General features: G+C 73.4%; 24 protein-coding genes. 14 read left to right on the top strand and 10 right to left on the bottom strand.

Going from position 1 to position 21,064, the window contains the following annotated elements; genetic code table 11:
• The first annotated feature begins 125 nt into the window (after positions 1 to 125).
• A complete protein-coding gene (locus BKA00_RS32750; protein ID WP_230298807.1) occupies positions 126 to 761 on the top strand; it encodes a TetR/AcrR family transcriptional regulator in 636 nt (211 codons plus the stop codon).
• A complete protein-coding gene (locus tag BKA00_RS32755) occupies positions 751 to 1,839 on the top strand; it encodes a winged helix DNA-binding domain-containing protein (RefSeq protein ID WP_185031614.1) in 1,089 nt (362 codons plus the stop codon). The genes BKA00_RS32750 and BKA00_RS32755 overlap by 11 nt, the downstream gene beginning before the upstream one ends.
• Here the strand turns inward: BKA00_RS32755 and BKA00_RS32760 are convergent.
• Positions 1,836 to 2,423 (bottom strand): MarR family winged helix-turn-helix transcriptional regulator, encoded by a 588-nt coding sequence (locus BKA00_RS32760; protein WP_230298806.1) that lies wholly within the window; start codon positions 2,421 to 2,423, stop codon positions 1,836 to 1,838. The two genes, BKA00_RS32755 and BKA00_RS32760, sit on opposite strands and share 4 nt — an antisense overlap.
• Positions 2,424 to 2,514: 91 nt before the next feature.
• Between BKA00_RS32760 and BKA00_RS32765 the strand changes: the two genes are divergently transcribed.
• Positions 2,515 to 3,276, top strand: coding sequence for a DODA-type extradiol aromatic ring-opening family dioxygenase (locus BKA00_RS32765; protein ID WP_185031616.1), 762 nt, complete (start codon positions 2,515 to 2,517; stop codon positions 3,274 to 3,276).
• 6 nt (positions 3,277 to 3,282) lie between these two features.
• Here BKA00_RS32765 and BKA00_RS32770 read toward each other — a convergent pair whose 3' ends face one another.
• Entirely contained in the window at positions 3,283 to 4,137 is an 855-nt protein-coding gene (locus tag BKA00_RS32770) for an NAD-dependent epimerase/dehydratase family protein (protein WP_185031618.1), read from the bottom strand.
• Between the two features lie 252 nt (positions 4,138 to 4,389).
• Between BKA00_RS32770 and BKA00_RS32775 the strand changes: the two genes are divergently transcribed.
• On the top strand, positions 4,390 to 4,902 hold the full coding sequence (locus tag BKA00_RS32775) for an O-acetyl-ADP-ribose deacetylase (protein WP_185031621.1): 513 nt from the start codon (positions 4,390 to 4,392) through the stop codon (positions 4,900 to 4,902).
• A 17-nt stretch (positions 4,903 to 4,919) separates the two neighbouring features.
• On the opposite strand, the gene BKA00_RS32780 is transcribed toward BKA00_RS32775, so the two are convergent.
• From BKA00_RS32780 to BKA00_RS32790, 3 genes are all read right to left on the bottom strand, one after another.
• Positions 4,920 to 5,393: a universal stress protein gene (locus tag BKA00_RS32780; protein WP_185031623.1), complete on the bottom strand. Its 474-nt coding sequence runs from the start codon at positions 5,391 to 5,393 to the stop codon at positions 4,920 to 4,922.
• Positions 5,394 to 5,472: 79 nt separating this feature from the next.
• Entirely contained in the window at positions 5,473 to 6,261 is a 789-nt protein-coding gene (locus BKA00_RS32785; RefSeq protein WP_185031624.1) for a TIGR03084 family metal-binding protein, read from the bottom strand.
• Positions 6,262 to 6,315: 54 nt separating this feature from the next.
• The gene (locus tag BKA00_RS32790) at positions 6,316 to 7,932 is read right to left on the bottom strand and encodes an AMP-binding protein (protein ID WP_185031626.1); all 1,617 of its coding nucleotides are present in this window, start codon (positions 7,930 to 7,932) and stop codon (positions 6,316 to 6,318) included.
• A gap of 102 nt (positions 7,933 to 8,034) precedes the next feature.
• Between BKA00_RS32790 and BKA00_RS32795 the strand changes: the two genes are divergently transcribed.
• Positions 8,035 to 8,853 (top strand): class I SAM-dependent methyltransferase, encoded by an 819-nt coding sequence (locus BKA00_RS32795; RefSeq protein ID WP_230298805.1) that lies wholly within the window; start codon positions 8,035 to 8,037, stop codon positions 8,851 to 8,853.
• Positions 8,854 to 8,859: 6 nt separating this feature from the next.
• On the opposite strand, the gene BKA00_RS32800 is transcribed toward BKA00_RS32795, so the two are convergent.
• Positions 8,860 to 9,618, bottom strand: coding sequence for an SDR family NAD(P)-dependent oxidoreductase (locus BKA00_RS32800; RefSeq protein ID WP_185031628.1), 759 nt, complete (start codon positions 9,616 to 9,618; stop codon positions 8,860 to 8,862).
• Between the two features lie 176 nt (positions 9,619 to 9,794).
• On the opposite strand from BKA00_RS32800, the gene mshA reads away from it, so the two are divergent.
• The 4 genes from mshA (at position 9,795) to BKA00_RS32820 (ending at position 13,008) form a co-directional block, all read left to right on the top strand.
• Positions 9,795 to 11,105 (top strand): D-inositol-3-phosphate glycosyltransferase, encoded by a 1,311-nt coding sequence (mshA, locus tag BKA00_RS32805; RefSeq protein ID WP_185031630.1) that lies wholly within the window; start codon positions 9,795 to 9,797, stop codon positions 11,103 to 11,105.
• A 50-nt stretch (positions 11,106 to 11,155) separates the two neighbouring features.
• Entirely contained in the window at positions 11,156 to 11,647 is a 492-nt protein-coding gene (locus BKA00_RS32810) for a type III secretion system chaperone family protein (protein ID WP_185031632.1), read from the top strand.
• Between the two features lie 29 nt (positions 11,648 to 11,676).
• Positions 11,677 to 12,504 carry a phosphoglyceromutase gene (locus BKA00_RS32815; RefSeq protein ID WP_185031634.1) on the top strand — a complete coding sequence of 276 codons (828 nt, stop codon included), beginning with the start codon at positions 11,677 to 11,679 and terminating at the stop codon, positions 12,502 to 12,504.
• A 114-nt stretch (positions 12,505 to 12,618) separates the two neighbouring features.
• Positions 12,619 to 13,008: a MarR family winged helix-turn-helix transcriptional regulator gene (locus BKA00_RS32820; RefSeq protein ID WP_338072183.1), complete on the top strand. Its 390-nt coding sequence runs from the start codon at positions 12,619 to 12,621 to the stop codon at positions 13,006 to 13,008.
• Between the two features lie 28 nt (positions 13,009 to 13,036).
• On the opposite strand, the gene BKA00_RS32825 is transcribed toward BKA00_RS32820, so the two are convergent.
• Positions 13,037 to 14,158 carry a WD40/YVTN/BNR-like repeat-containing protein gene (locus BKA00_RS32825; protein ID WP_230298804.1) on the bottom strand — a complete coding sequence of 374 codons (1,122 nt, stop codon included), beginning with the start codon at positions 14,156 to 14,158 and terminating at the stop codon, positions 13,037 to 13,039.
• A gap of 80 nt (positions 14,159 to 14,238) precedes the next feature.
• A complete protein-coding gene (phoU, locus tag BKA00_RS32830; protein WP_185031638.1) occupies positions 14,239 to 14,901 on the bottom strand; it encodes a phosphate signaling complex protein PhoU in 663 nt (220 codons plus the stop codon).
• A 176-nt stretch (positions 14,902 to 15,077) separates the two neighbouring features.
• Here phoU and BKA00_RS32835 point away from each other — a divergent pair, with 176 nt between their 5' ends.
• The 3 genes from BKA00_RS32835 (at position 15,078) to BKA00_RS32845 (ending at position 17,717) form a co-directional block, all read left to right on the top strand.
• Positions 15,078 to 16,286, top strand: a complete 1,209-nt coding sequence (locus tag BKA00_RS32835) for a sensor histidine kinase (RefSeq protein WP_185031640.1) — start codon at positions 15,078 to 15,080, stop codon at positions 16,284 to 16,286.
• 5 nt (positions 16,287 to 16,291) lie between these two features.
• The gene (locus tag BKA00_RS32840; protein WP_476692268.1) at positions 16,292 to 16,963 is read left to right on the top strand and encodes a winged helix-turn-helix domain-containing protein; all 672 of its coding nucleotides are present in this window, start codon (positions 16,292 to 16,294) and stop codon (positions 16,961 to 16,963) included.
• Between the two features lie 367 nt (positions 16,964 to 17,330).
• Entirely contained in the window at positions 17,331 to 17,717 is a 387-nt protein-coding gene (locus BKA00_RS32845) for a PLD nuclease N-terminal domain-containing protein (RefSeq protein ID WP_185031644.1), read from the top strand.
• A 96-nt stretch (positions 17,718 to 17,813) separates the two neighbouring features.
• Here BKA00_RS32845 and BKA00_RS32850 read toward each other — a convergent pair whose 3' ends face one another.
• Together BKA00_RS32850 and BKA00_RS32855 are read right to left on the bottom strand one after the other, a co-directional pair.
• Entirely contained in the window at positions 17,814 to 18,794 is a 981-nt protein-coding gene (locus BKA00_RS32850) for a hypothetical protein (protein WP_185031645.1), read from the bottom strand.
• A gap of 141 nt (positions 18,795 to 18,935) precedes the next feature.
• Positions 18,936 to 19,709: a hypothetical protein gene (locus BKA00_RS32855; protein WP_185031647.1), complete on the bottom strand. Its 774-nt coding sequence runs from the start codon at positions 19,707 to 19,709 to the stop codon at positions 18,936 to 18,938.
• A 365-nt stretch (positions 19,710 to 20,074) separates the two neighbouring features.
• Here BKA00_RS32855 and BKA00_RS32860 point away from each other — a divergent pair, with 365 nt between their 5' ends.
• Positions 20,075 to 20,557, top strand: coding sequence for a CarD family transcriptional regulator (locus tag BKA00_RS32860; protein ID WP_021599843.1), 483 nt, complete (start codon positions 20,075 to 20,077; stop codon positions 20,555 to 20,557).
• Positions 20,558 to 20,591: 34 nt separating this feature from the next.
• Positions 20,592 to 21,062: a 2-C-methyl-D-erythritol 2,4-cyclodiphosphate synthase gene (ispF, locus tag BKA00_RS32865; RefSeq protein WP_185031649.1), complete on the top strand. Its 471-nt coding sequence runs from the start codon at positions 20,592 to 20,594 to the stop codon at positions 21,060 to 21,062.
• Positions 21,063 to 21,064: the final 2 nt, after the last annotated feature.

The following is a 21,064-nucleotide window of genomic DNA, read 5'->3' on the forward strand; positions in this document are numbered from 1 at the left end:
AACGTGTGTTCATAATCGGTGCGGGACGGCGGTGAAGTCAAGGCGGGCCGAGTCGAGGGGGCGGATGAGGGCGACGGGTTCCGCGAACAGTAGAACGGAATGGTTCGTTCCCCTAGAATGGGGTCATGGAGACGGCACGAGCGCCCATGAGCGGGCGGAAGGCGCAGGCCGCACGCAACGACGAACTCATCCGGGAGGCGGCGCGGGCGGTGTTCACCGCCGACCCCGGCGCGCCGATCTCGGCGGTGGCCGAGCACGCCGGGGTGGGGATCAGCGCGCTGTACCGGCGCTACAAGAGCAAGGAGGACCTTCTCCAGAAGCTCGCCGACGAGGGCATGGACCGCTATCTCGCCGAGGTGGAGGCGGCCCTCGCCGACGACGGCGACGCGTGGGAGGCGTTCGCCGCGTTCATGCGCCGCTGCCTGGACATCGGCGCGGGCTCGCTCACCATGCGGCTGGCGGGCGGCTTCGAGGTCACCGAGGCCATGAGCCGCAAGGGCCGGGAGATCCATCTCGCGACGCAGCGGCTGCTGGAGCGCACCCGGGAGGCGGGCGGGCTGCGGCCCGAGATCGAGGTCGGCGACGTCTCGGTGATCCTCGAATATCTGCACGGCATCCGGATCGGGGACGACGAGCGGATGAACCGGCTGCGGCACCGCTACCTGGCGCTGATCCTGGACGCCATGAACCTCGCGGACCGGCACGCGCTGCCCGGTCCCGCGCCGAGCTGGCAGGAACTGGCCACCCGCTATGACGACTGAGCTCGGACGACGGGCGCTCAACCGGGCGCTGCTGGCCCGCCAGCTCCTGCTGGAACGGCACGCCATGCCCGCGCTGGAGGCGATCGAGCATCTGGTCGGCCTTCAGGCGCAGGCCCCGAACCCGCCCCACCTCGGGCTGTGGACCCGGCTCGCGGACTACCGGCTCGACGAGGCCGGGGAGCTGATCGCCGACCGCCGGGCGCTGCGGATGGTCCTGATGCGGGGAACGCTGCACCTGGTCAGCGCCCGCGACGCCCGCGCGCTGCGGCCGATCACCCAGGTGATCCTCGACAACCACCTGAAGGCGCGGGCGGCCGAACTGGGGCATCTCGACCTCGCGGCGATCGTCGCGTGGGCGCGGGCCCTGCTGGAGGAGGAGCCGCGCTCCGACAAGGACCTGCGCGCGCTGCTGGCCGAACGGTGGCCGGACCAGGACCCGGCGCTGCTGGCCTGGGCCGTCCGCTGCCGGCTGCCGCTCGTGCAGGTCCCGCCGCGCGGGATCTGGGGCTCCTCCGGAACCGCGCGGCACACGACGCTGGAGAACTGGCTCGGCCCCGCGGTGCCCGACCCGTCCCTGGAGGACCTCGTGCGGCGCTACCTGGGGGCGTTCGGGCCCGCGAGCGTCCAGGACGTCCAGCAGTGGGCCGGGCTGACGCGCCTCGGCGAGGTCGTCGAGCGCCTCGGGCCCGAGCTGGTGGCCTTCCGCGACGAGAACGGCCGGACGCTGTACGACCTGCCGGACGCGCCGCGCCCGGGGCCCGGCGCGGAGGCGCCGGTCCGGTTCGTCCCCGACTTCGACAACCTGCTGCTGTCCCACGCCGACCGGGCGCGGATCATCTCCGAGGAGCACCGCAAGCGCGTCTTCACCGTCAACGGCATCATCCGCGCGACGTTCCTCGTGGACGGCTTCGTCCACGGCATGTGGAAGATCGAGAAGGGGCGGGGCGAGGCGGTGCTGCGGATCGAGCCGTTCGCGCCGGTCCCGGGGCCGGAGCGCGCCGCGCTGGAGGAGGAGGGCCTGCGCCTGCTCGCCGCCGCCCACCCGAAGGCGAAGTCACACGGCGTGGAGTTCGTCTAGGCCTCGCGGGCGCACGGCGCCTCGCGGTCCGGGTCGAGGGACCCGAGCAACGCATGGAGGATCTCGCGGAACTCCAGCACCTGCTCGCGGGTCAGCGGGTCGAACAGGTGCCGCCTGACCTCGGTGACGTGGCCCGGCGCCGCCTTCGCGAGGACGGCGTAGCCCTCGTCGGTCAGCCGGGCGATCGTGGTGCGCCGGTCGGAGGCGGGCTTGCACCGGCTCACCCAGCCGGCCTCCTCCAGCCGGTTCACCGCGTGCGACAGGCGGCTCGGGGACGAGTGGACGATCTCGGCGAGCCCGGTCATCGTCAGCGCGCGGCCGGGCGCCTCCGACAGCATCGCCAGGATCATGTAGTAGGCGTGCGGCAGGCCCGAGTCGCGCTGGAGCTGGCGGTCGAGGGCCTCGCCGAGCAGCCGGGACGTCCACAGGAAGGCGCGCCAGGTCTCCTGCTCGTCGTCGTCGAGCCAGTGGGGCTCGGGCGCCGTCTCCCCGGGCGCCGTCTCGCCGGTGGTCGTCTCGCCGGTGGTCGCGGGGGCCTTCGTCTCTTCGGTGGTCGTCGCGTCGCCGGTCATCGTCTCGGCCATGCCTCCACTCTACCCGGCATTTGAACCCTCAAGACTTGAAAGTTCAACGAAGTCGAGTATGGTTGAACTCTCAAATAAGGGGAGGACGGACATGACCAGGATGCCGGTGCTCTATCTCAGCCACGGCGCGCCTCCGCTGGCCGACGACGCCAGGTGGACCGCCGAGCTGGCCCGCTGGTCGGCGGAACTGCCGAAACCGGAGGCGATCCTCATGGTGTCGGCGCACTGGGAGGAGGCGCCGCTGAGCATCGGCGCCACCCGGCCGGTGCCGCTCGTGTACGACTTCTGGGGCTTCCCCGAGCGCTACTACACCGTCCGGTACGACGCGCCCGGCGCGCCCGCCCTCGCGGACGACCTGCGCAAGCTCATTCCCGGAGTCCACCAGGACGAGGAGCGCGGGCTCGACCACGGCGCGTACGTCCCGCTCGTGGAGATGTATCCGGACGCCGACGTCCCCGTGCTGCAGATGTCGATGCCCACCCTGGAGCCCGAGCGCCTCTTCGAGGTCGGGCGGAGCCTCGCGCCGCTGCGCGACAAGGGCGTCCTCATCGTCGGGAGCGGTTTCACCACGCACAACCTGCGGGAGATGCGCCCGGATCCGGACGCCGCGCCGCCCGCGTGGTCGGCGGAGTTCGACGAGTGGACGGACCGGGCCGTGCGGGGCGGCGACGTCGACGCGCTGCTCGACTTCCGCGCCAAGGCCCCGGCCGCGCGCATCGCGCACCCGCAGACGGAGCACTTCGCGCCGCTGTTCGTGGCGCTCGGCGCCGACGCCGACGCCGCCTCGGGGCGGCGGTCGGTCATCGACGGCTACTGGCTCGGACTGGCCAAGCGGTCGTTCCAGTTCGGCTGACGGAGGTCAGTCGGTCCGGACGGGCACGTTCATCCCCGCGAAACCGGTGCGCCAGGACGCGACCCGCGGCTTCCACCCGAGGCTCAGCGCCTTGGCGTTGGACGCGGGACGGCCCGTCGCCGCCGCGTGCTTGCCGGCGCTGCCCGGGCTGGGCGCGCCGAGCGCCGCGCTGTAGACCGGCAGCCAGTCCGCCGTGGTCGCCGGCTCGTCGTCGACGACGTTGACGACCCCGGCGGGCCAGTCCAGGGCGGCGAGCGCCGCCGACGCCGCGTCGTCGGCGTGCACGAACGACGTCCAGGACGGCGCCTCGCGCAGGACGCCCGCCCGCACCCGCTCGGCGATCGCGCCGTCGGGCGCGTACCAGGTGCCGGGGCCGTAGAGCGCCCCGTACCGCAGGACGACGCCGTGCGGCATCTCCGAGACCGCCTCCTCCAGCGCCGCGATGCCCGCGTAGGGCGGCAGGTGCGAGTCGAGCGGGTCGGTCTCGACGGCGGGCGCGTCGCCCGGCACGTACAGCCAGGCGATGCTCTGCGCGACCATGGTCCGCACGCCGGCGGCCTTCGCCGCGTCGACCAGGTTGCGGGTGCCCACGATCCGCAGGCGCGAGTTGGCCTCGAAGTCCTCGGCGCTGAGGTCGGTGAGCTGGTGGACCACCGCGTCGGGGCGCTCGGCGGCCATGGCCTCGCGCACCGCGGCCGCGTCGAGCACGTCCAGCACGACCGGCGCGGCCCCGAGGTCGCGGATCATGCCGGTGCGCTCGGTCCGGCGCGTCGTCCCTGCGACCTCGTGGCCCGCCTGGACGAGCAGCGGGATCAGCCGGCGGCCGACTACTCCGGTCGCTCCGGCGAGGAGAATCTTCAAGGGGGTACCTCCGCGACTTTCACGCCATCGTGCATCGTCTGCTGTGGGCTGTGCCAGCACTGGTCACGCCCGGCGTTCCGCATGGACACCCCCCTGCGTCCGGCCGGACGAAGTCGGACGGGCCACACCGCCCCCCGGCGGCTCGTCCGCCATGAGCGTACCGCCGGGAAGCGCCCGAACGCGTTTCGCGTGCGCCGCGGGCGAGAATTCTTGTTCTCTGACGGGATTCGGCACGCGAGGGATCGGCGGCACATGAAGATCACTCTTGTCCACGGCGACATCACCGAGCAGAGGGTGGGCGCGGTCGTGAACGCGGCGAACTCGTCGCTGCTGGGCGGGGGCGGGGTGGACGGCGCGATCCACCGCAGGGGCGGCCCGGAGATCCTGGAGGAGTGCCGCAGGCTCCGCTCGTCCCACTACGGCGGCGGCCTGCCGACCGGCCAGGCGGTGGCGACGAAGGCCGGGCTGCTGCCCGCCGCGTGGGTGATCCACACCGTCGGCCCCGTGTACTCCTCCTCCGAGGACCGCTCCCACCAGCTCGCCTCCTGCTACCGCGAGTCGCTCCGCATCGCCGACGAGCTGGGCGTCGACTCGATCGCCTTCCCCGCCGTGTCGGCCGGCATCTACGGCTGGCCCATGGACGACGCCGCCCGCATCGCGGTCGGCACCGTCCGGGCCACACCGACGCAGGTGATGGACGCCCGCTTCGTCCTGTTCACCGAGGCCGCCTACGACGCCTTCGAGCGCGTCGTGGGAGCGCTCTAGCGTTCACCGGGGACCTCTCAGCCCTCGTCGTCCTCCTTCGGCGGCGGCACCACCAGGACCGGGCGGTGGGCATGGTGCAGCACGCGGGTGGAAACGCTGCCCAGGATCACCGACCGGGCCCCCGCAAGGCCGCGCGAGCCGGTGACGACGAGGGAGGCGTTCAGCTCCTCCGCGACGTCCACGATCGCGGCCCACACCGGCCCGCCGCCGCGCTCGGCGCGCACCGCGACGTCGGTCAGCCCCGCCTTGGCGGCGATGTCGGCGCCCTGCCGGGCGAGCCGCTCCGCCTGCTTCTCCTCCTCGTACTGCTCGCCCTCGTCGATCCTTCCCGCCACGGGCACCGCGGCGGCCAGCGGCGCCCAGGAGATCTGGGTGAGCAGCGGCTCCCACACCGTCATGATCACGGTCGGCCCGGCGCGCAGGTGCCGGGCGACGTACTCCACGGCCGCCCGCGCGTCGTCGGAACCGTCGTATGCGATGAGAACTGTCATGCGGTCAACTTCTCCACGCCCGCGCGCCGCGAACGCGAACGCGGAGGTCAGTGGCGAATCTCTCAGCCGCGCGGCCCCGTCAGCCGCGGGACGGGCCGCGGCCGGTGCCGGGCGGGCCCGCGAAGGCCTGCGCGACGTCCAGCCAGCGGTCGGCGTCGGGGCCGGTCGCGGTGAGGTCCAGGCCGGCGCGGTGGCGGCGCTGGGTCACCGCGTGGCAGAAGTCGAGGGCGGGGCCGGTGACCGACTGGCGGGCGTCCGGCGGCCCCCAGGCCCACTCGTCGCCGTCCGGGCCCCGCAGGACGACGCGGAACTCCTCGGCGGGAGGCTCCAGGCCCCGGTTCCGGAACGCGAAGTCGCGGGTGCGGACGCCGATGTGCGCGACGTGCCGGAGGCGGGACGTGGGCGCGCGGCGCTCGCCGAGCGCGTCGGCGACGTCCTCGCCGTGCGCCCAGGTCTCCATGAGCCGCGCGGTCGCCATGGACGCGGCGCTCATCGGCGGGCCGAACCAGGGCAGGCGGGTGCCCGGCGGCACGGCGGCGAGGGCGTCCACCATCCGCCGGCGCCCCTCCCGCCAGCGGGCGAGCAGGCGGGCGGGCTCCTCCCGGGCGCCCTCCCGCGCGCCGGCCTCCACGTAGCCGCCGGGGTCGGCCAGGGCCTCCTCGACGATCCCCGCGAACGCGGCGGCGTCGGTGGCCGCGACGGACGCCTGCGCGTCCGTCCAGGCGAGGTGCGCGATCTGGTGCGCGATCGTCCAGCCCTCGGCGGGGGTCGGGTCCGCCCAGCGCCCGGGGGCCAGCGGCACGACCAGGGCGTCGACGGAGTCGCCCTCGGCGGCGAGGTCGGCGAGCAGGAGCTTCAGGTCCGGCATCCCGCAATGATCCCGTGCCGCGGGGCGCCCGGTACAGGGCCGGACGGGACGCGTTCAGCCGAGCAGCTCGCGCGCGGCGGCGTAGTCGGCCTTGCCGTTCGGCAGCCGCAGCCCGCGGTCGGTCCGCACGAACGCCTTCGGGATCTTGTAGCGGGCCAGCTGGGCGGCGCAACCGGCGCGCAGCTCGTCGTCGGAGGGGGCGCCGGACGGGCCGACCACCGCGACGATCTCCGTCCCCCAGCGCTCGCTCGGCCGGCCGACCACGAGCGCGTCGGCGACGCCGGGCAGGCCGCGCAGGACGGTCTCGACCTCCTCCGCGAACACCTTCTCGCCGCCGGTGTTGATCGTGGTGGCCTCGCGCCCGTGCACCTCGACGGTGCCGTCGGCGAGGAGCCGGGCCCGGTCGCCCGCGACGACGAGGCGCTCGCCGTCCAGGGTGAGGAAGGTGGACGCCGTCTTCCCCGGGTCGCCGAGGTAGCCGAGCGGGATCGCGTCGCCGCCCTTGGCCAGCCAGCCGAGCTCGTCCTCGCCGGGCGCGAGCCGCCGGGACCTGTCCGCGCTGAGCACGGCCGTGCCCGGTGCCGCGCGGAACGTCCGCGCGGCCGGGCCGTGCCGGGTGACCTGGAACCCGCTCTCGGAGGATCCGAGGACGTCCACGAGCCGGGCGTGGGGGAGCAGTTCGAGGAGCCGCGCCTTCACGCCGGGGCTGATGCCCGCGGCGGAGTTGATCAGCGTCCGCAGCGAGCCCAGGTCGTGCGGGCGCGCCTCCAGGGCCGCGACGATCGGGCGGGCGAACGCGTCCCCGACCAGCGGCATCCGGGTGGCGCGCTCGCGCTCGGCGGTGGCCATCAGGTCGGCGGCGTCCAGGCCGTCCACCCGGTCGGGGAACACCACGCAGCCGCCGCCGCACCAGCCGCCGAGCGCCGACCACGTGCCCCCGCCGTGCATGAGCGGCGGCCCGACCAGCACGCGGACGTCGCCGCGGACGGCCCGTTCGACGGCCTCGCCGAGGTCGGTGACGGGCGTGCCGTCGCGGCGCCGCATGCCGAGCGGGCCGGTCATCAGGTCGCCGATCCGCCACAGCACGCCCTTCGGGAGCCCCGTCGTGCCCCCTGTGTAGAGGATGTGCAGGTCGTGCGGGCTCGGACGGCCCGGGAGGGGCTCGCAGGACGCCTTGGCGAGCGCGTCCTCGTAGTCGAGCGCGCCGGGGAGGAGGGCGGTGCCCGAATCGTCCGCCACCTGGAGCAGGAGCGGGCCGGTGCCGAGCCTGTCGGCCACCCGGCCGATCGCGTCCGCGAACCGCGCGTGGTAGAGGACGGCGGCCGGCCGGGCGTCGGTGAACAGCTGGGCCAGCTCGTCGTCCACGTACCGGTAGTTGACGTTGAACGGCGCGACCCGGGCCTTGTGCGCGCCGACCAGGCCCTCCAGGTACTCGGGCCCGTTGTGCAGGTAGAGGGCGAGATGGTCGTGGGGCGACTCCCACGGCTCGGGCGCCTTGCCGTCGCCGTCCCGCGGGTGCGCGCCGAGGCCGTGGGCGTGCAGGACGTTCGCCAGCCGCCGCGTCCGGTCGGCGACCTCGCGCCAGGTGGCCCGGCGCTCGCGCCACACCAGGCACTCGCGGTCGGGGATCGCGGCGGCGATGGCCTCGTGCAGGGTCGCCAGGTCGAGCATCGGCACTCCTCCGGGGGACGGGGCGTCGGCAGCACCGTAACCGATGACTTACCGAATCTGGTTCAGTGGGTGGGATCTCGTGAAGTGAACGACAATTACCCCGTGCCCCCTGTTTTGAGGCCGCGGGGGGAGGTGACCCGCGGCACGACCGCCCCCAACCGGCTGCGCCGGATCGACCGCTGGATCGCCGCCACCCAGGCCGCCGCGCTGCGCTCCGCCGCGCGGCCGCTGGCCGTCGACCTCGGCTACGGCGCGTCCCCGGTCACCACCTTCGAGCTGTACTCGCGGCTCCGCCCGGTGTCGCCGCGCCTGGAGGTCGTCGGCATCGAGATCGAGCCCGCCCGGGTCGCCGCAGGGGTCGCCTTCGCCGCCGCGACCGGCCCCCACGAAGGGCTGTCGTTCCGGCGCGGCGGCTTCGAGCTGCCGGTGCCGCGCCCGCCGGTGCTGGTGCGGGCGTTCAACGTGCTGCGGCAGTACGACGAGGCGGCGGCGTGGCAGGCCTGGGACGATCTGCGCGCGCGCCTCGCCCCGTCCGGCGTCCTGGTCGAGGGGACGTGCGACGAGATCGGCCGCCGCGCCGTCTGGGTGACGCTCACCGGGGACGGCCCCCGGACCATCACGTTCGCCGCCCATGTGCGCTCGCTCGACCGGCCGTCCGCGCTGGCCGAGCGGCTGCCCAAGACGCTGATCCACCGGAACGTCCCCGGCGAGCCCGTCCACGAGTTCCTGACCGCGTTCGACCGCTGCTGGGCGACCGCGGCGCCGCACTCGGCGTTCGGCCCCCGCACGCGCTGGGTCGAGGCGGTGTCGCTCCTGGCGCGAAACCACCCCGTCTTGGCGCGGCCCCCGTACGGCGGCCGGAACCGTTGGCGCCTCGGCGAGGTCACTCTTCCCTGGAGCGCCGTCGCGCCCTCGCGGTGAGGCTTCCTACTCGCGGTGAAGCTTGTGCGGGGCGGCCTGGACGCGCGGCTGGACGTCGATGCGGTCGATGTTGACGTGCGGCGGGCGGGTGACGGCCCAGGCCACGCAGTCCGCGACGTCGTCGGCGACCAGCGGTTCGGGGACGCCCTCGTACGGCTTGGCGGCCTTCTCCTCGTCCCCGCGGAAGCGGACCAGCGAGAACTCCTCGGTCCTCACCAGGCCCGGAGCGATCTCGGTGACCCGGACGGGCTCGGAGACCAGTTCCAGGCGCAGCACCTCGTTGACCGCGTAGGCGGCGTGCTTGGCCGCGTTGTACCCGCCGCCGCCCTCGTAGGGGACGTGCCCGGCCAGCGAGGTGATGTTGACGACGTGGCCCGCGCCGCTCTCGACCAGCTTCGGCAGGATCGCCTTGGTGACGCGGACCAGGCCGATGACGTTGCTCTCGTACATCGACCGCCAGTCGTCCAGGTCGGCGGTCGCGACGCTGTCCAGGCCGAGCGCCCCGCCGGCGTTGTTCACCAGGACGTGGCAGGCGCCGACGGCCGCCGCGAGCCCGTCCACCGACTCCTGCGAGGTCACGTCCAGGGTGAAGGCCGCCACCCTCCCCGCGCCCGGCACGCTCTCGGCGATCTCCGCGGCCAGGGCGTCGAGGCGGTCGCGCCGCCGCGCGGCGAGCACGACGTTGAACCCCTCGGCCGCCAGGCGCCTCGCCGTGGCGGCGCCGATGCCGCTGCTTGCTCCGGTCACTATCGCCGTCTTGCGCATGCGTCCAGTCTTCCGGGTGGGTGGGCGTGGATCGGCAGAGTAAGCCCGAACGGCAGCCTATCCGCGCGTTGCCCCCGGGTGAGGTGCGTCACTGTGGCGGGCGGCCCGCGCTTGTCCCCCTAACTGAGGGAACACGAAACCCGGTCGGTAGGTTGCACTGTCGGAGGTGGTGTCGGGTGTCGCGTCGTATCAGCCGGGTTGCGACAGTCAGTGTGCATACGTCCCCTCTGGACCAACCGGGCACCGGCGACGCGGGCGGGCTGAACGTCTACGTGGTCGAGGTCGCCAAGCGGCTCGCCGCCCGAGGCGTCGAGGTGGACATCTTCACCCGCGCGACCTCGCGGGCCCTTCCGCCCCTGGTGGAGCTCACGCCGGGCGTCCTCGTCCGCAACGTGGTCGCCGGTCCGTTCGAGGAGCTCGACAAGGCCGAGCTCCCCCGGCACCTGTGCGGCTTCACCTCCGGCGTGCTGCGGGCCGAGGCGACCCACGAGCCCGGCCACTACGACCTCCTCCACACGCACTACTGGCTCTCCGGCCAGGCGGGCTGGGCGGCCAAGGAGCGGTGGGGCGTCCCGCTCGTCCACTCGATGCACACGATGGCCAAGGTCAAGAACGCGGCCCTCGCCGACGACGACAAGCCCGAGCCGCCCGAGCGCGTCCTCGGCGAGGAGCAGGTCGTGGCGTCGGCCGACCAGCTCGTCGCCAACACCGCCAAGGAGGCCGGCGAACTCGTCGACCTCTACGGCGCCGACCCCTCCCGCGTCGCGACCGTCAGCCCCGGCGTCGACCTGTCGCTGTTCCGCCCCGAGTCGCCCCTCATCGCCCGCGGCACCGGCCTCCTCCCGCACCGGACCGGCCCCGCCCGCCGCCGCCTCGGCCTGCCCCGCGACGCCTACGTGCTGCTGTTCGTCGGCCGCATCCAGCCGCTGAAGGCGCCCGACGTGCTGCTGCGCGCCGTCGCCCGCATGCTCGCCGACGACCCGGCGATGCGCTCGCGCCTCGTCGTCGCCGTCGTCGGCGGCCCGAGCGGCTCCGGGCTGTGCCGCCCCGCCGGCCTGCAACTCCTCGCCGCCGAACTCGGCATCTCCGACGTCATGCGCTTCGAGCCGCCGGCTCCGCAGCGCGAGCTGGCCGACTGGTACCGCGCCGCGGACGTCACCGTCGTCCCGTCCCGCAGCGAGTCGTTCGGACTCGTGGCCGCCGAGTCCCAGGCCTGCGGGACCCCGGTGGTGGCGTCCCGCGTCGGGGGCCTGTGCACGGCGGTCGCCGACGGCGAGTCCGGCGTGCTGATCCCCGGCCACGACCCCGCAGACTACGCCGCCGTCCTGCGGCGCCTGCACGCCGAGCCCGGCCTGCACGCCCGCCTCGCCCGCGGCGCCGTCCGGCACGCGAACGACTTCGGCTGGGACGCCACCGTCGACCGCCTTCTCGACGTGTATACCGGTGCCATGCCGGTGCCGACCGCGGCCGTGCAGGCCACCGTTTGAGCCGAGCCGACCGGGGGCGCGGAGGAACCGCCCTCCAGGGGGGAGCACACGTGACCGTCGCCGAGACCATCCGCGAGACGCTGAGGTCCAACGAGCTGGAGTTCGAGGAGCCGCGCGAGAACGCGTTCTTCGTCAAGCTGCCCGGACAGCACAAGCTCGCCACCATGACGTGGCTCATCGCCGCGGACCACTCGCTGCACGTCGAGGCGTTCTTCTGCCGCCGCCCCGACGAGAACCACGCCGAGTTCTACCGGTTCCTCCTGGAGAAGAACGGCCGCATGTACGGGGTCGCCTTCGCGCTGGACGACGTCGGCGACGTCCACCTCGTCGGGAAGGTCCCGCTCGAATCGGTGTCCCCGGACGAGATCGACCGCCTCCTCGGCTGCGTCCTCACCTACTCCGACGAGAACTTCGACAAGGCGCTGGAGCGCGGGTTCAAGTCGTCCATCCAGCGCGAATGGGACTGGCGCGTCAAGCGCGGCGAGAGCCTCGCCAACCTCCAGGCCTTCGCCTCCTTCGCGGACCCGGCCAACCGCGAGTGACACGCGCGGGGCCGCTAGGCTCTGGTGCCATGGCGACCCTGGTATTGCTCCGGCATGGCGAAAGCGTCTGGAACGCGGAAGGGCTGTTCACCGGCTGGGTGGACGTCGACCTCTCCGCGAAGGGCGAGAGCGAGGCGACCAAGGGCGGCGATCTGCTGCTCGACGCCGACATCACCCCCGACGTGCTGCACACCTCCCTGCTGAAGCGGGCCATCCGCACCGCCAACATCGCCCTCGACGTGGCCGACCTGCTCTGGATCCCGGTGAAGCGCTCCTGGCGCCTCAACGAGCGCCACTACGGCGCCCTCCAGGGCAAGAACAAGGCGCAGACGCGCGAGGAGTTCGGCGAAGAGCAGTTCATGACCTGGCGCCGGTCCTACGACACCCCGCCGCCGCCCATCAAGGACGACGACCCCCTGTCGCAGGTCAACGACCTGCGCTACGCCGAGCTGCCGTCCGAGCTGATCCCGCGCTCGGAGTGCCTCGCCGACGTCGTCGACCGCATGCTGCCGTACTGGTACGACTCGATCATCCCCGACCTGGCCGCCGGCAAGACCGTCATGGTCGCCGCGCACGGCAACTCCCTGCGGGCCCTGGTCAAGCACCTGGACGACATCTCCGACGAGAAGATCGTCGGCCTGAACATCCCGACCGGCATCCCGCTCGTCTACGAGCTGGACGACGACTTCTCCCCGCTCAAGCGCGGCGGCGAGTACCTCGACCCGGCCGCCGCCAAGGCCGCCATCGAGGCCGTCAAGAACCAGGGCGCCGCGAAGGGCGGAGACGCCGCCAAGCCCGCCGCGAAGAGCCCCGCCCCGAAGGACGAGCGCAAGCCCAGGCGCGGCAAGCGCAAGTAGCGGCGAGGGGCCGCCCCCGGCGGCCCCTCGCACGCTGAACCCGGCCGGCCCGGTCAGCCGGCGCTCACGGGGACGGCCGCGCGGTCGGGCATGGGCGAGCGGATGGAGCGGGACGTGTGCAAGCTGGTCCACCGGTTCGCGCAGCGGCTCGACGCGCACGCCCGCCGCGTCGCCGACGAGGTGGGCATGACCGCCGGCCAGGTCGTCGCGCTGCGCGAGCTGTCGGAGCCGATCACGGCGCGCGAGCTCGCCCACCGCATGGCGTGCGAGGCGTCGAACGCGACCTTCCTGATCGACCGCCTCGAAGGGCAGGGCCTCGTCGAGCGCCGCCCCCACCCGACCGACCGCCGCGCGAAGCAGATCGTCCTCACTCCGGAGGGCGAACGCTGCCGCGCCGGCGTCCTCCAACGGCTCGACGCCGACTCGCCGCTGACCGCGCTCGCACCGGCTCAGCAGGAGTCCCTGCGCGACCTTCTCCGGGCGCTCCTGGGGGAGTCCGTCTAGCGAGGAACCCGTTCGGCGAGCGACACGGCTAGCGAGTGAAGGTGAGGCGGGCGGCGCGGCCCTTCTCGCCCGCGGCCCAGCAGCCGCCGTCGGGCGCGCAGTCGACGGTGTCGAAGCTCCCGGTGTCGAAGCGGGTCCACGTGCGGCCTCCGTCGAGGGTGCCGTCGCTGCCCGTGGGGCCCACCGCCAGCGCGGCCGGGCCCGCGTACGCCGGCAGCGCCGAGGGGCCCGCGTACGCCGGCCAGACCGCCCCCGACCGGTACTCGGCCGGCGGGCGGCGCGCCGGACGCCACGTGCGGCCCCCGTCGCTGGTCGTCGCCGCGGCCGCCGGGGACGGCTGCCCCTGCCGGTAGTCGCCGCCGACCGCGACGCCGTGCCGGGCGTCGCGGAACGCCACCGCGAACACGCCCTGGGACGGACTGGACGGCAGCGGGGTGTCGGCGACCGTCCAGGTGAGGCCGCGGTCCCCGGAATGGAACACGCGCGAGCGGGACGCCCCGCCCGTCGCCAGCCACACGTCCCGCGGCCCGTGGCTCACCAGGCACTGCCCGCTGGCGGCGAACGCCGCCTCGCCGTCCAGCGCCGGAGGCATGCCCCCGGACGGCAGGACCCGCCAGCTGCGGCCCGCGTCGTCGGTCGAGATGATCCGGAACCGGCCGTCCACGGGGTCGCTGACCGCCAGCCCGTGCCGGGAGTCGAAGAACGTGACGCAGTCGTAGAACGCCCTGGGATCGTCGTTCCCGAAGCCGAGCGTCCAGGTGGCGCCGCCGTCGGAGGTCCGGTAGAGGCGGGACGCGTCTCCCTCCCCGATGGCCAGCACGACGGCCCGCCGCGCGTCGAACGCCTTGATGTCGCGGAACTCCAGGCCCGCCGCGCCGGCCGGGGCGACGTCGCGCCACGTGCGGCCGCCGTCGGTCGTCCGCAGCACGGTCCCGCCGGAGCCCGCCAGCCAGGCGGCCTCGCGGCCGACCGCGGCCAGGCCGCGGAATCGCGCCTCGCTGCCGGTCGGGGTGAGCCGCCAGGCGGGCCGGTGCGCCCCCGGCGTCGCCCGCGCCGACGCGGTGCCCGGCACCGCGAGGGACGCCGCCGCCACCGCTCCGCACACCGCGGCCGCCGCCATCGCCCGGACCACCGCCGGCATCGGTCTCATGACGCGCAAGCTAACCGACGCTGATCAAGCCGTCCAGACCCCCGCGCCCTGCCCGCCCCCGGCACGCGGGCGGGACCGGTTCAGGGCGTGTCGACGATCTCTTCGGGACGCTGGCCGGTGACCAGGTAGACGACGTTCTCCGCGACGTGCACGGCGTGGTCGGCGAAGCGCTCGAAGTAGCGCCCGGCGAGCGTGATGTCCACGGCCGGCTCGACGCCGTGCCGCCACTTCGGGGACAGCAGGATGTCGAACAGGCGGCGGTGCAGGCGGTCCATCTGGTCGTCGTCGGCGTCCAGTTCCAGGCCCATCTCCACGTCCTGGGACGCGATGACGCTGCCGGTCTTGGCGATCATCCGCTCGGCGATCTGCCCCATCTCCAGCACGGTCGCCTGCAGCTCGGGCGGGACGGCCGACTCGGGGTGGCGGCGCCGGGCCGTCTTGGCGATGTGCACGGCGAGGTCGCCCATGCGCTCCAGGTCGCCGCTCATCCGCAGCGCGGTGATCAGGGTCCGCAGGTCGCCAGCGACCGGCTGCTGGCGGGCCATCAGGTCGAACACCGTCGCCTCGATGTCGGCGTCGATCTTGTTGACGTGCTCGTCCCCGCTGATGACCTCCTCCGACAGCCGCAGGTCGGCGTCCAGGAGGGCGGTCACCGCGCGGGCCATCGCGGACCGGACGAGGCGGGTCATCTCCACCAGGCTGTCGGTGAGGGAGTCGAGTTCCTCGTGGTAGGCGTCGCGCACTTGGGAATCCTTCGATGTGGACGGGGGCGGGCGGGGCGGGGCGGACTCGCCCACGCCACACTTTGCCCCACGGGCGTGAACGCATCCGAAGGGAAAGGTGAACTTTCGGGTAACGAGAAGGCGCTGACCAGGGCAGGGGGGAAGCGTTACTTCGATTGCCGCTTACGATCCGAGGTGTGGAGGTCGAGATTATCGCGAGCCTGACAGGGCTCGCCGGGCTCGCGATCGGGCTCGCGACTGGATTGGCGGTGCGGGTGAGCGAGCGAGCCCAGCGGACGGCGGTAGCGGCGAACCCGGTGGGCAGCCTCCCGCCGGGCGTCGCCTCGGTCCTGAGCGTCCTGCGGTCCTCGGCCGTCGTGGTGGACGGCGAGGACCGGGTCCTGCGGGCCAGCTCGGCGGCGCGGGCGTACGGACTCGTCAGCGGCGACCACCTCGTCGTGGACGAGGTGATCGCGATGACCCGGCTGGTCCGCCGCGACGGGGAGATCCGCGAGACCGAGATACAGATCGGCCCGAACGGCGCCCGCCGCCGGGCCGACGGGCGCTGGTTCGCGGTCCGCGTCGCGCCGCTCGGGTCGCACGGGCTCGTCCTCGTGCTCGCCGAGGACCTCACCGACATGCGCCGCACCGAGGCGATCCGCCGCGACTTCGTGGCGAACGTCAGCCACGAGCTGAAGACCCCGGTGGGCGCGCTGTCCCTGCTCGCCGAGACGGTCGAGGGCGCCGCCGACGACCCCGACGCCGTCCGCCGGTTCGCCGGCCGGATGCAGTACGAGTCGGTGCGGCTGAACAACCTCGTCCAGGACCTGATGACGCTGTCGCGCGTCCAGGGGGACGAGCCGCTGCCCGAGCTCACCCCCGTCACCCTCGAGGAGGTCATGGCCGAGGCGCTCGAACGGTGCCAGATCAAGGCGGTCGCCAAGGACATCCAGCTCGCGGCCGGCGGTGAGGACGGGCTGCGCGTCCGCGCCGACCAGGAGCTGCTGGTCACCGCGCTGCGCAACCTCGTCGACAACGCCGTCGCCTACAGCCCCGAGCACACCCGGGTCGTCGTCTCCACCCGCCGGTGCGACGAGACGCACGTCGAGATCAACGTGACCGACCAGGGCATCGGCATCCCGGAGGCCGAGATCGAGCGGATCTTCGAGCGGTTCTACCGGGTCGACCCCGCCCGCTCCCGCCAGACCGGCGGCACCGGCCTCGGCCTCGCCATCGTCAAGCACGTCACCAGCAAGCACGGCGGCGACGTCACGGTGTGGAGCAAGGAGGGGCACGGGTCCACGTTCACGATCCGGCTCCCCCTGATCGACACGCCGCGCCGCCCGGCGGCCGGCGCCACCGCGTTTCCAGCCCCACAGAACACCGCCCGGGAGGCAACACCGTGACCCGCGTGCTCGTCGTGGAGGACGAGGAGTCCTTCAGCGACGCACTCTCGTACAACCTGCGCAAGGAGGGCTTCGAGGTGGCGGTCGCCGCCACCGGCCCCGACGCGCTGGACATCTTCGAGCGCAACGGTGCCGACCTCGTGCTCCTCGACCTGATGCTGCCCGGGCTGCCCGGCACCGAGGTGTGCCGCGAGCTGCGCGCGCGCTCCAGCGTCCCGGTGATCATGCTGACCGCCAAGGACAGCGAGGTCGACAAGGTCGTCGGCCTGGAGCTCGGCGCCGACGACTACGTCACCAAGCCGTTCTCCACCCGGGAGCTGATCGCCCGCATGCGGGCCGTGCTGCGGCGCCAGGGTGAGGTCGAGGAGCCGGCGCCCGCGACGCTGGAGGCCGGGCCGGTCCGGATGGACGTGGAACGCCACGTGGTCAGCGTGGGCGGCGAGCCCGTCCAGCTCCCGCTCAAGGAGTTCGAGCTGCTGGAGGTGCTGCTGCGCAACGCCGGCCGCGTCCTCACCCGGATGCAGCTGATCGACCGCGTGTGGGGCGCCGACTACGTGGGCGACACCAAGACGCTGGACGTCCACATCAAGCGCCTCCGCGCCAAGGTCGAGGAAGTCCCCTCCACCCCCCGCTACATCGTCACCGTCCGGGGCCTCGGCTACAAGTTCGAGCCCTAGCAGAACGCCGTGACCCGCATGTCCCTCCGTGGCCATGCGGGTCCGTGGCGTGCCCTGATGAGGCGGGTGATGCCCGGGAAGGGCGGCCATCGGGGCCGGTGATGCGGTGACGCCGCGGTACCCGGCCGATGGTTCGCGGCCCCCCGTCGGCGATCGAGGCCGGAGGCGGCCCTGGGTTCCCTCTTGACATGACAAATGCCGACAAAACTGGCATCGGGCGACGCGTCATCCCCCTGGTCCAGGGCAGGTCATGACATGGAGCAGAAAGACGAGGTGGCTCCCCGCGGTAGTCCACGGAAGCGGCTCTCGCGGCGGTCATAGCTGGTGGCCTCGCCTCGCCGGCCACTCGACTACAGAGGAGCCATCGATGCAGTTCCCGCTGCTCAACATATTCTTGACCATGGTGTGGTTCTTCCTCATGGTGATGTGGTTCTGGCTCGTGATCCGCGTCATCGGGGACGTCTTCCGCGACGACACCCTCGGCGGGGGCGCGAAGGCCGCCTGGGCGATCTTCGTGATCTGCCTGCCGTTCCTCGGCGTCTTCGTGTACCTGATGGCACGCGGCAGCGGCATGGGCGGCCGCGAATCGGCCCGGGAGTACCGCCGTGAGACGCTCCCAACGGCCGGAACGGGCGATGACAGGCTGACCAGAGCGCAGACCAACGAACTCGTGCGGCTCGCCGATCTCAAGAATCACGGCGATCTCACCAGCGCGGAATACGATCTGGCCAAGTCCCACGTCCTCTCAGGCTAGATCCGACACGCTCGAGAGGTCCCTGATCAACGAGAACGGCCCGTCCCGGGGTGGGACGGGCCGTTCTGGTGTGCGCGGAGGCCGGGGCTCGGCGGGTCAGCCGGCGGCCGGGGTCTCCTCGGTGGCCGGCGTCTGGACGGCGCCCGGGGACGGGGACGACTCAGGCCCGCCCTGCTCGGCGCCCGGGGACGGCGACGTGCTCGTCTCCCCGCCGGGCGTCTGGCCGGGCGTCTGGCCGGGCGTCTGGCCGGGCGTCTGACCGCCCGGGGACTGCGGCGCGGCGGGGGTCATGGGCAGCGGGTAGGTGCTGAACTCGTCCTGCCGCGGCACGACGGGCACCTGGAACTCGACGGAGCCGGCGCGCTCGAACCGCATCGTCAGCGGGACCGTGGCCCCGGCGGTCAGCTCCTTGTTGAGCCGGGGAAGCACCACCAGCGGCTGCTCCCCGCCGGTGTTCGGCGTGGCCGACGGACCGCCGCCCTGCGGACCCGTGGTGTTCTCCGAGGTCGGGGTCTCCGACACGTTCGGCGTCGCGCCCTGGCCGGTCGGCTCGGGGGTGGCGCCGCCCGAGGGCGCGGCCGGGCCGGAGGACGCGCCGCCGGAGGGTGTGGCGCCCGGCTGCTGCGTCTTCTTCTTGCCGCCCTGCTGCTGCGGGGCGGGGGTCGCCGAAGGCTTGCCCAGCAGCTTGGTGAAGCTGCCCGTCCCGTCCGGGGCGGCGGGGGGCAGCGTGAGCGCGCCGCCCTCGATCTTCGCCTCGCCGCCGAACGCCGGGGAGCTGACCGAGACCAGGCGGTCCTGGCGGCCCTTCACCTGGTTGATGATCACGCCGTAGAGCGCGATGGAGGTGCCCGCGGGGATCGGCCGTCCCGCCTCCGGGCCCAGCAGGAACATGTGGCGCAGGTCGATCTGCGCCGCCCCCGGCCGGTCCTTCGGCACCGACACGTTGACACCCTCGGTGAGCTGCGTGGGGGCGGCGGTCTGGGGCTTCTCGCCGGCGCCGCAGCCGGAGACCACCGGCGCGATGGCGACGGCGCCCGCGACGGCGAGCACGACCATTCGACGGCTGTTTCGGATCACTGCGGCGGTCTCCTCGCGAAATATCAGGTGAAGAGGTGGCTTCAGAAAGTTGTGGGGCAGGCGTGAGATACGCCAGGGGAAGCGTAGCGAGGTCTCCCCGGAAACCCCTCCCCGGGGTGGCCGACACGCCTGGCGGGGGGCCTATCCGGAACCGAGACTCTTGATCTTCCCGGTGAGCTCGGGCCCGGGGCGGGGCGCCCGGAGGACGTCGGAAACGACGCCGTCGGGCCGTACGAAGACGGCGGTGATGCCGGTGCCCGTCGGTCCGGGCGTTCCCGGCGCGGGCGAGTAGGCGCCGGCCAGGACGCCGGCGCGGTCCTCCAGGAGCTGGGGCGTCCCGTTGTGGGCGGTGCCCGCGCACGCCTTGAGGTCCTTCAGGGGCATGGGCTTCCTGGCGCCCGCGGGACGCGGGTCGGCGACGAGCCAGAACGTGAGCGTGTACTCCTGCGTCCGGCCGGCCAGCTCGGCCACCAGGCCCTCGCAGCGGTATCCGGGCGGGACGATCGCGATCACGCCGGGGCGCACGTCCCGCAGCGGCTTGGAGGCGCGGCCCGCCGTCACGAGGTCGACCCGGCGGTCGGGCAGCAGCCCGCCGACCCGGCCGGGGCTCGCGGTGGGGCGCGGGGCCAGCTGGGCGGTTGTCGGCCGGGGCGCGGGGCGGGGGCCGAACGCCGTCATCAGCACGCCGCTCAGCAGCGCGACCAGCAGCGCGCCGGCGATGATCGGGACGGCGACCCCGAACCGGGTCAGCGGGCGGTACAGCCGCCGCACCCGGGCCCTGCGCCGCCTCCGGCGCCGCTCCCGGTGGTAGGCGGCGACGTCCCGCTCCAGCTCGCGGGCGTCGTCGGGCACGACGACGTCAACGCGCGGGAGCCCGTAGTCGTCGGGCTCCGGGTCGCCGCCGTCCGGCCTCACGCGGCACCTCCCTCGCCGATCGGTGTTCCCGCGGGACGCGCGTCCCGACGCCGTGTCCTATTAAGACCCTCCCGGGCGCTTCGTACCCGCGCGGCCCAGGGTGCTCACATCCCAGTATGGAACCCGCCCGCACCGCCGGCGGGACGATGCTTGTATCGGGGGGCCGCTTCCAGGTAAGGGCGCGGGGGCGGGATCACGGTGTTCTTCCGGCTACGCTGAGCGAGGGGAACTGGTCGCCGATGCACCAATAAAGGGGTTTGTCAATACCTCAATATGTGGCTTGACCTGCGCATTTGTCGGGAAGGCGGGTTCGGGCACGCTCGTTTCCGTGCTACCCTGGTTCTAGCGGAAGGGGTACTTGTCACATGACTTTCCAGGTCGGCGACACCGTCGTCTACCCCCACCATGGGGCTGCTCGGATCGAGGCCATCGAGACTCGCACCATCAAGGGTGAGGACAGGACCTACCTGGTCCTGAAGGTTGACAAGGGTGACCTGACGGTACGGGTCCCGGTCGAGAACGTCGAGGACGTGGGCGTCCGGGACGTCGTCGGCCAGGACGGGCTGGAGAAGGTGTTCGAGGTGCTTCGCGCACCATACACCGAGGAGCCCACCAACTGGTCGCGCCGGTACAAGGCGAATCTTGAGAAGCTCGCCTCCGGCGATGTCAACAAGGTCGCGGAGGTCGTCCGCGACCTCTGGCGGCGCGACAAGGAGCGGGGCCTGTCCGCGGGTGAGAAGCGGATGCTCGCCAAGGCGCGCCAGATCCTCGTCAGCGAGCTCGCGCTCGCCGAGAAGACCAACGAGGACAAGGCAGAGGCCCTCCTCGACGAGGTCCTGGCCAGCTGAGAGGCCGGCCGCGTTGAACCTAAGGCTCCCTCGGGTGGGCGTCGGTACCGACGTCCACCCGTTCGCGTCCGAGCCCCGCGCCCTCTGGGTCGCCGGGCTCGAATGGCCGGGTGAGGGCGCCGGCCTCGCCGGCCACTCCGACGGCGACGTCGCGGCGCACGCCGCCTGCGACGCGCTCCTGTCGGCCTGCGGTCTCGGTGACCTCGGCGCCGTCTTCGGCACCTCCGACCCGCGCTGGTCCGGCGCCTCCGGCGTCGACCTGCTGCGCGAGGTCGCCCGGCTCGTCGACGAGGCCGGCTACACGATCGGCAACGTCGCCGTCCAGGTCATCGGCAACCGCCCCAAGATCGGCAAGCGGCGCGCCGAGGCGGAGAAGACCCTGAGCGAGGCGCTGTCCGGCGCCCCGGTCGCCGTCTCCGCCACCACCACCGACGGCCTGGGCCTGACCGGCCGTGGCGAGGGCCTCGCCGCCATCGCCAACGCTCTCGTCCTCCCGCCCGAGTAACC

The sequence above is a fragment of the Actinomadura coerulea genome, from assembly GCF_014208105.1.
Lineage (GTDB): Bacteria > Actinomycetota > Actinomycetes > Streptosporangiales > Streptosporangiaceae > Spirillospora > Spirillospora coerulea.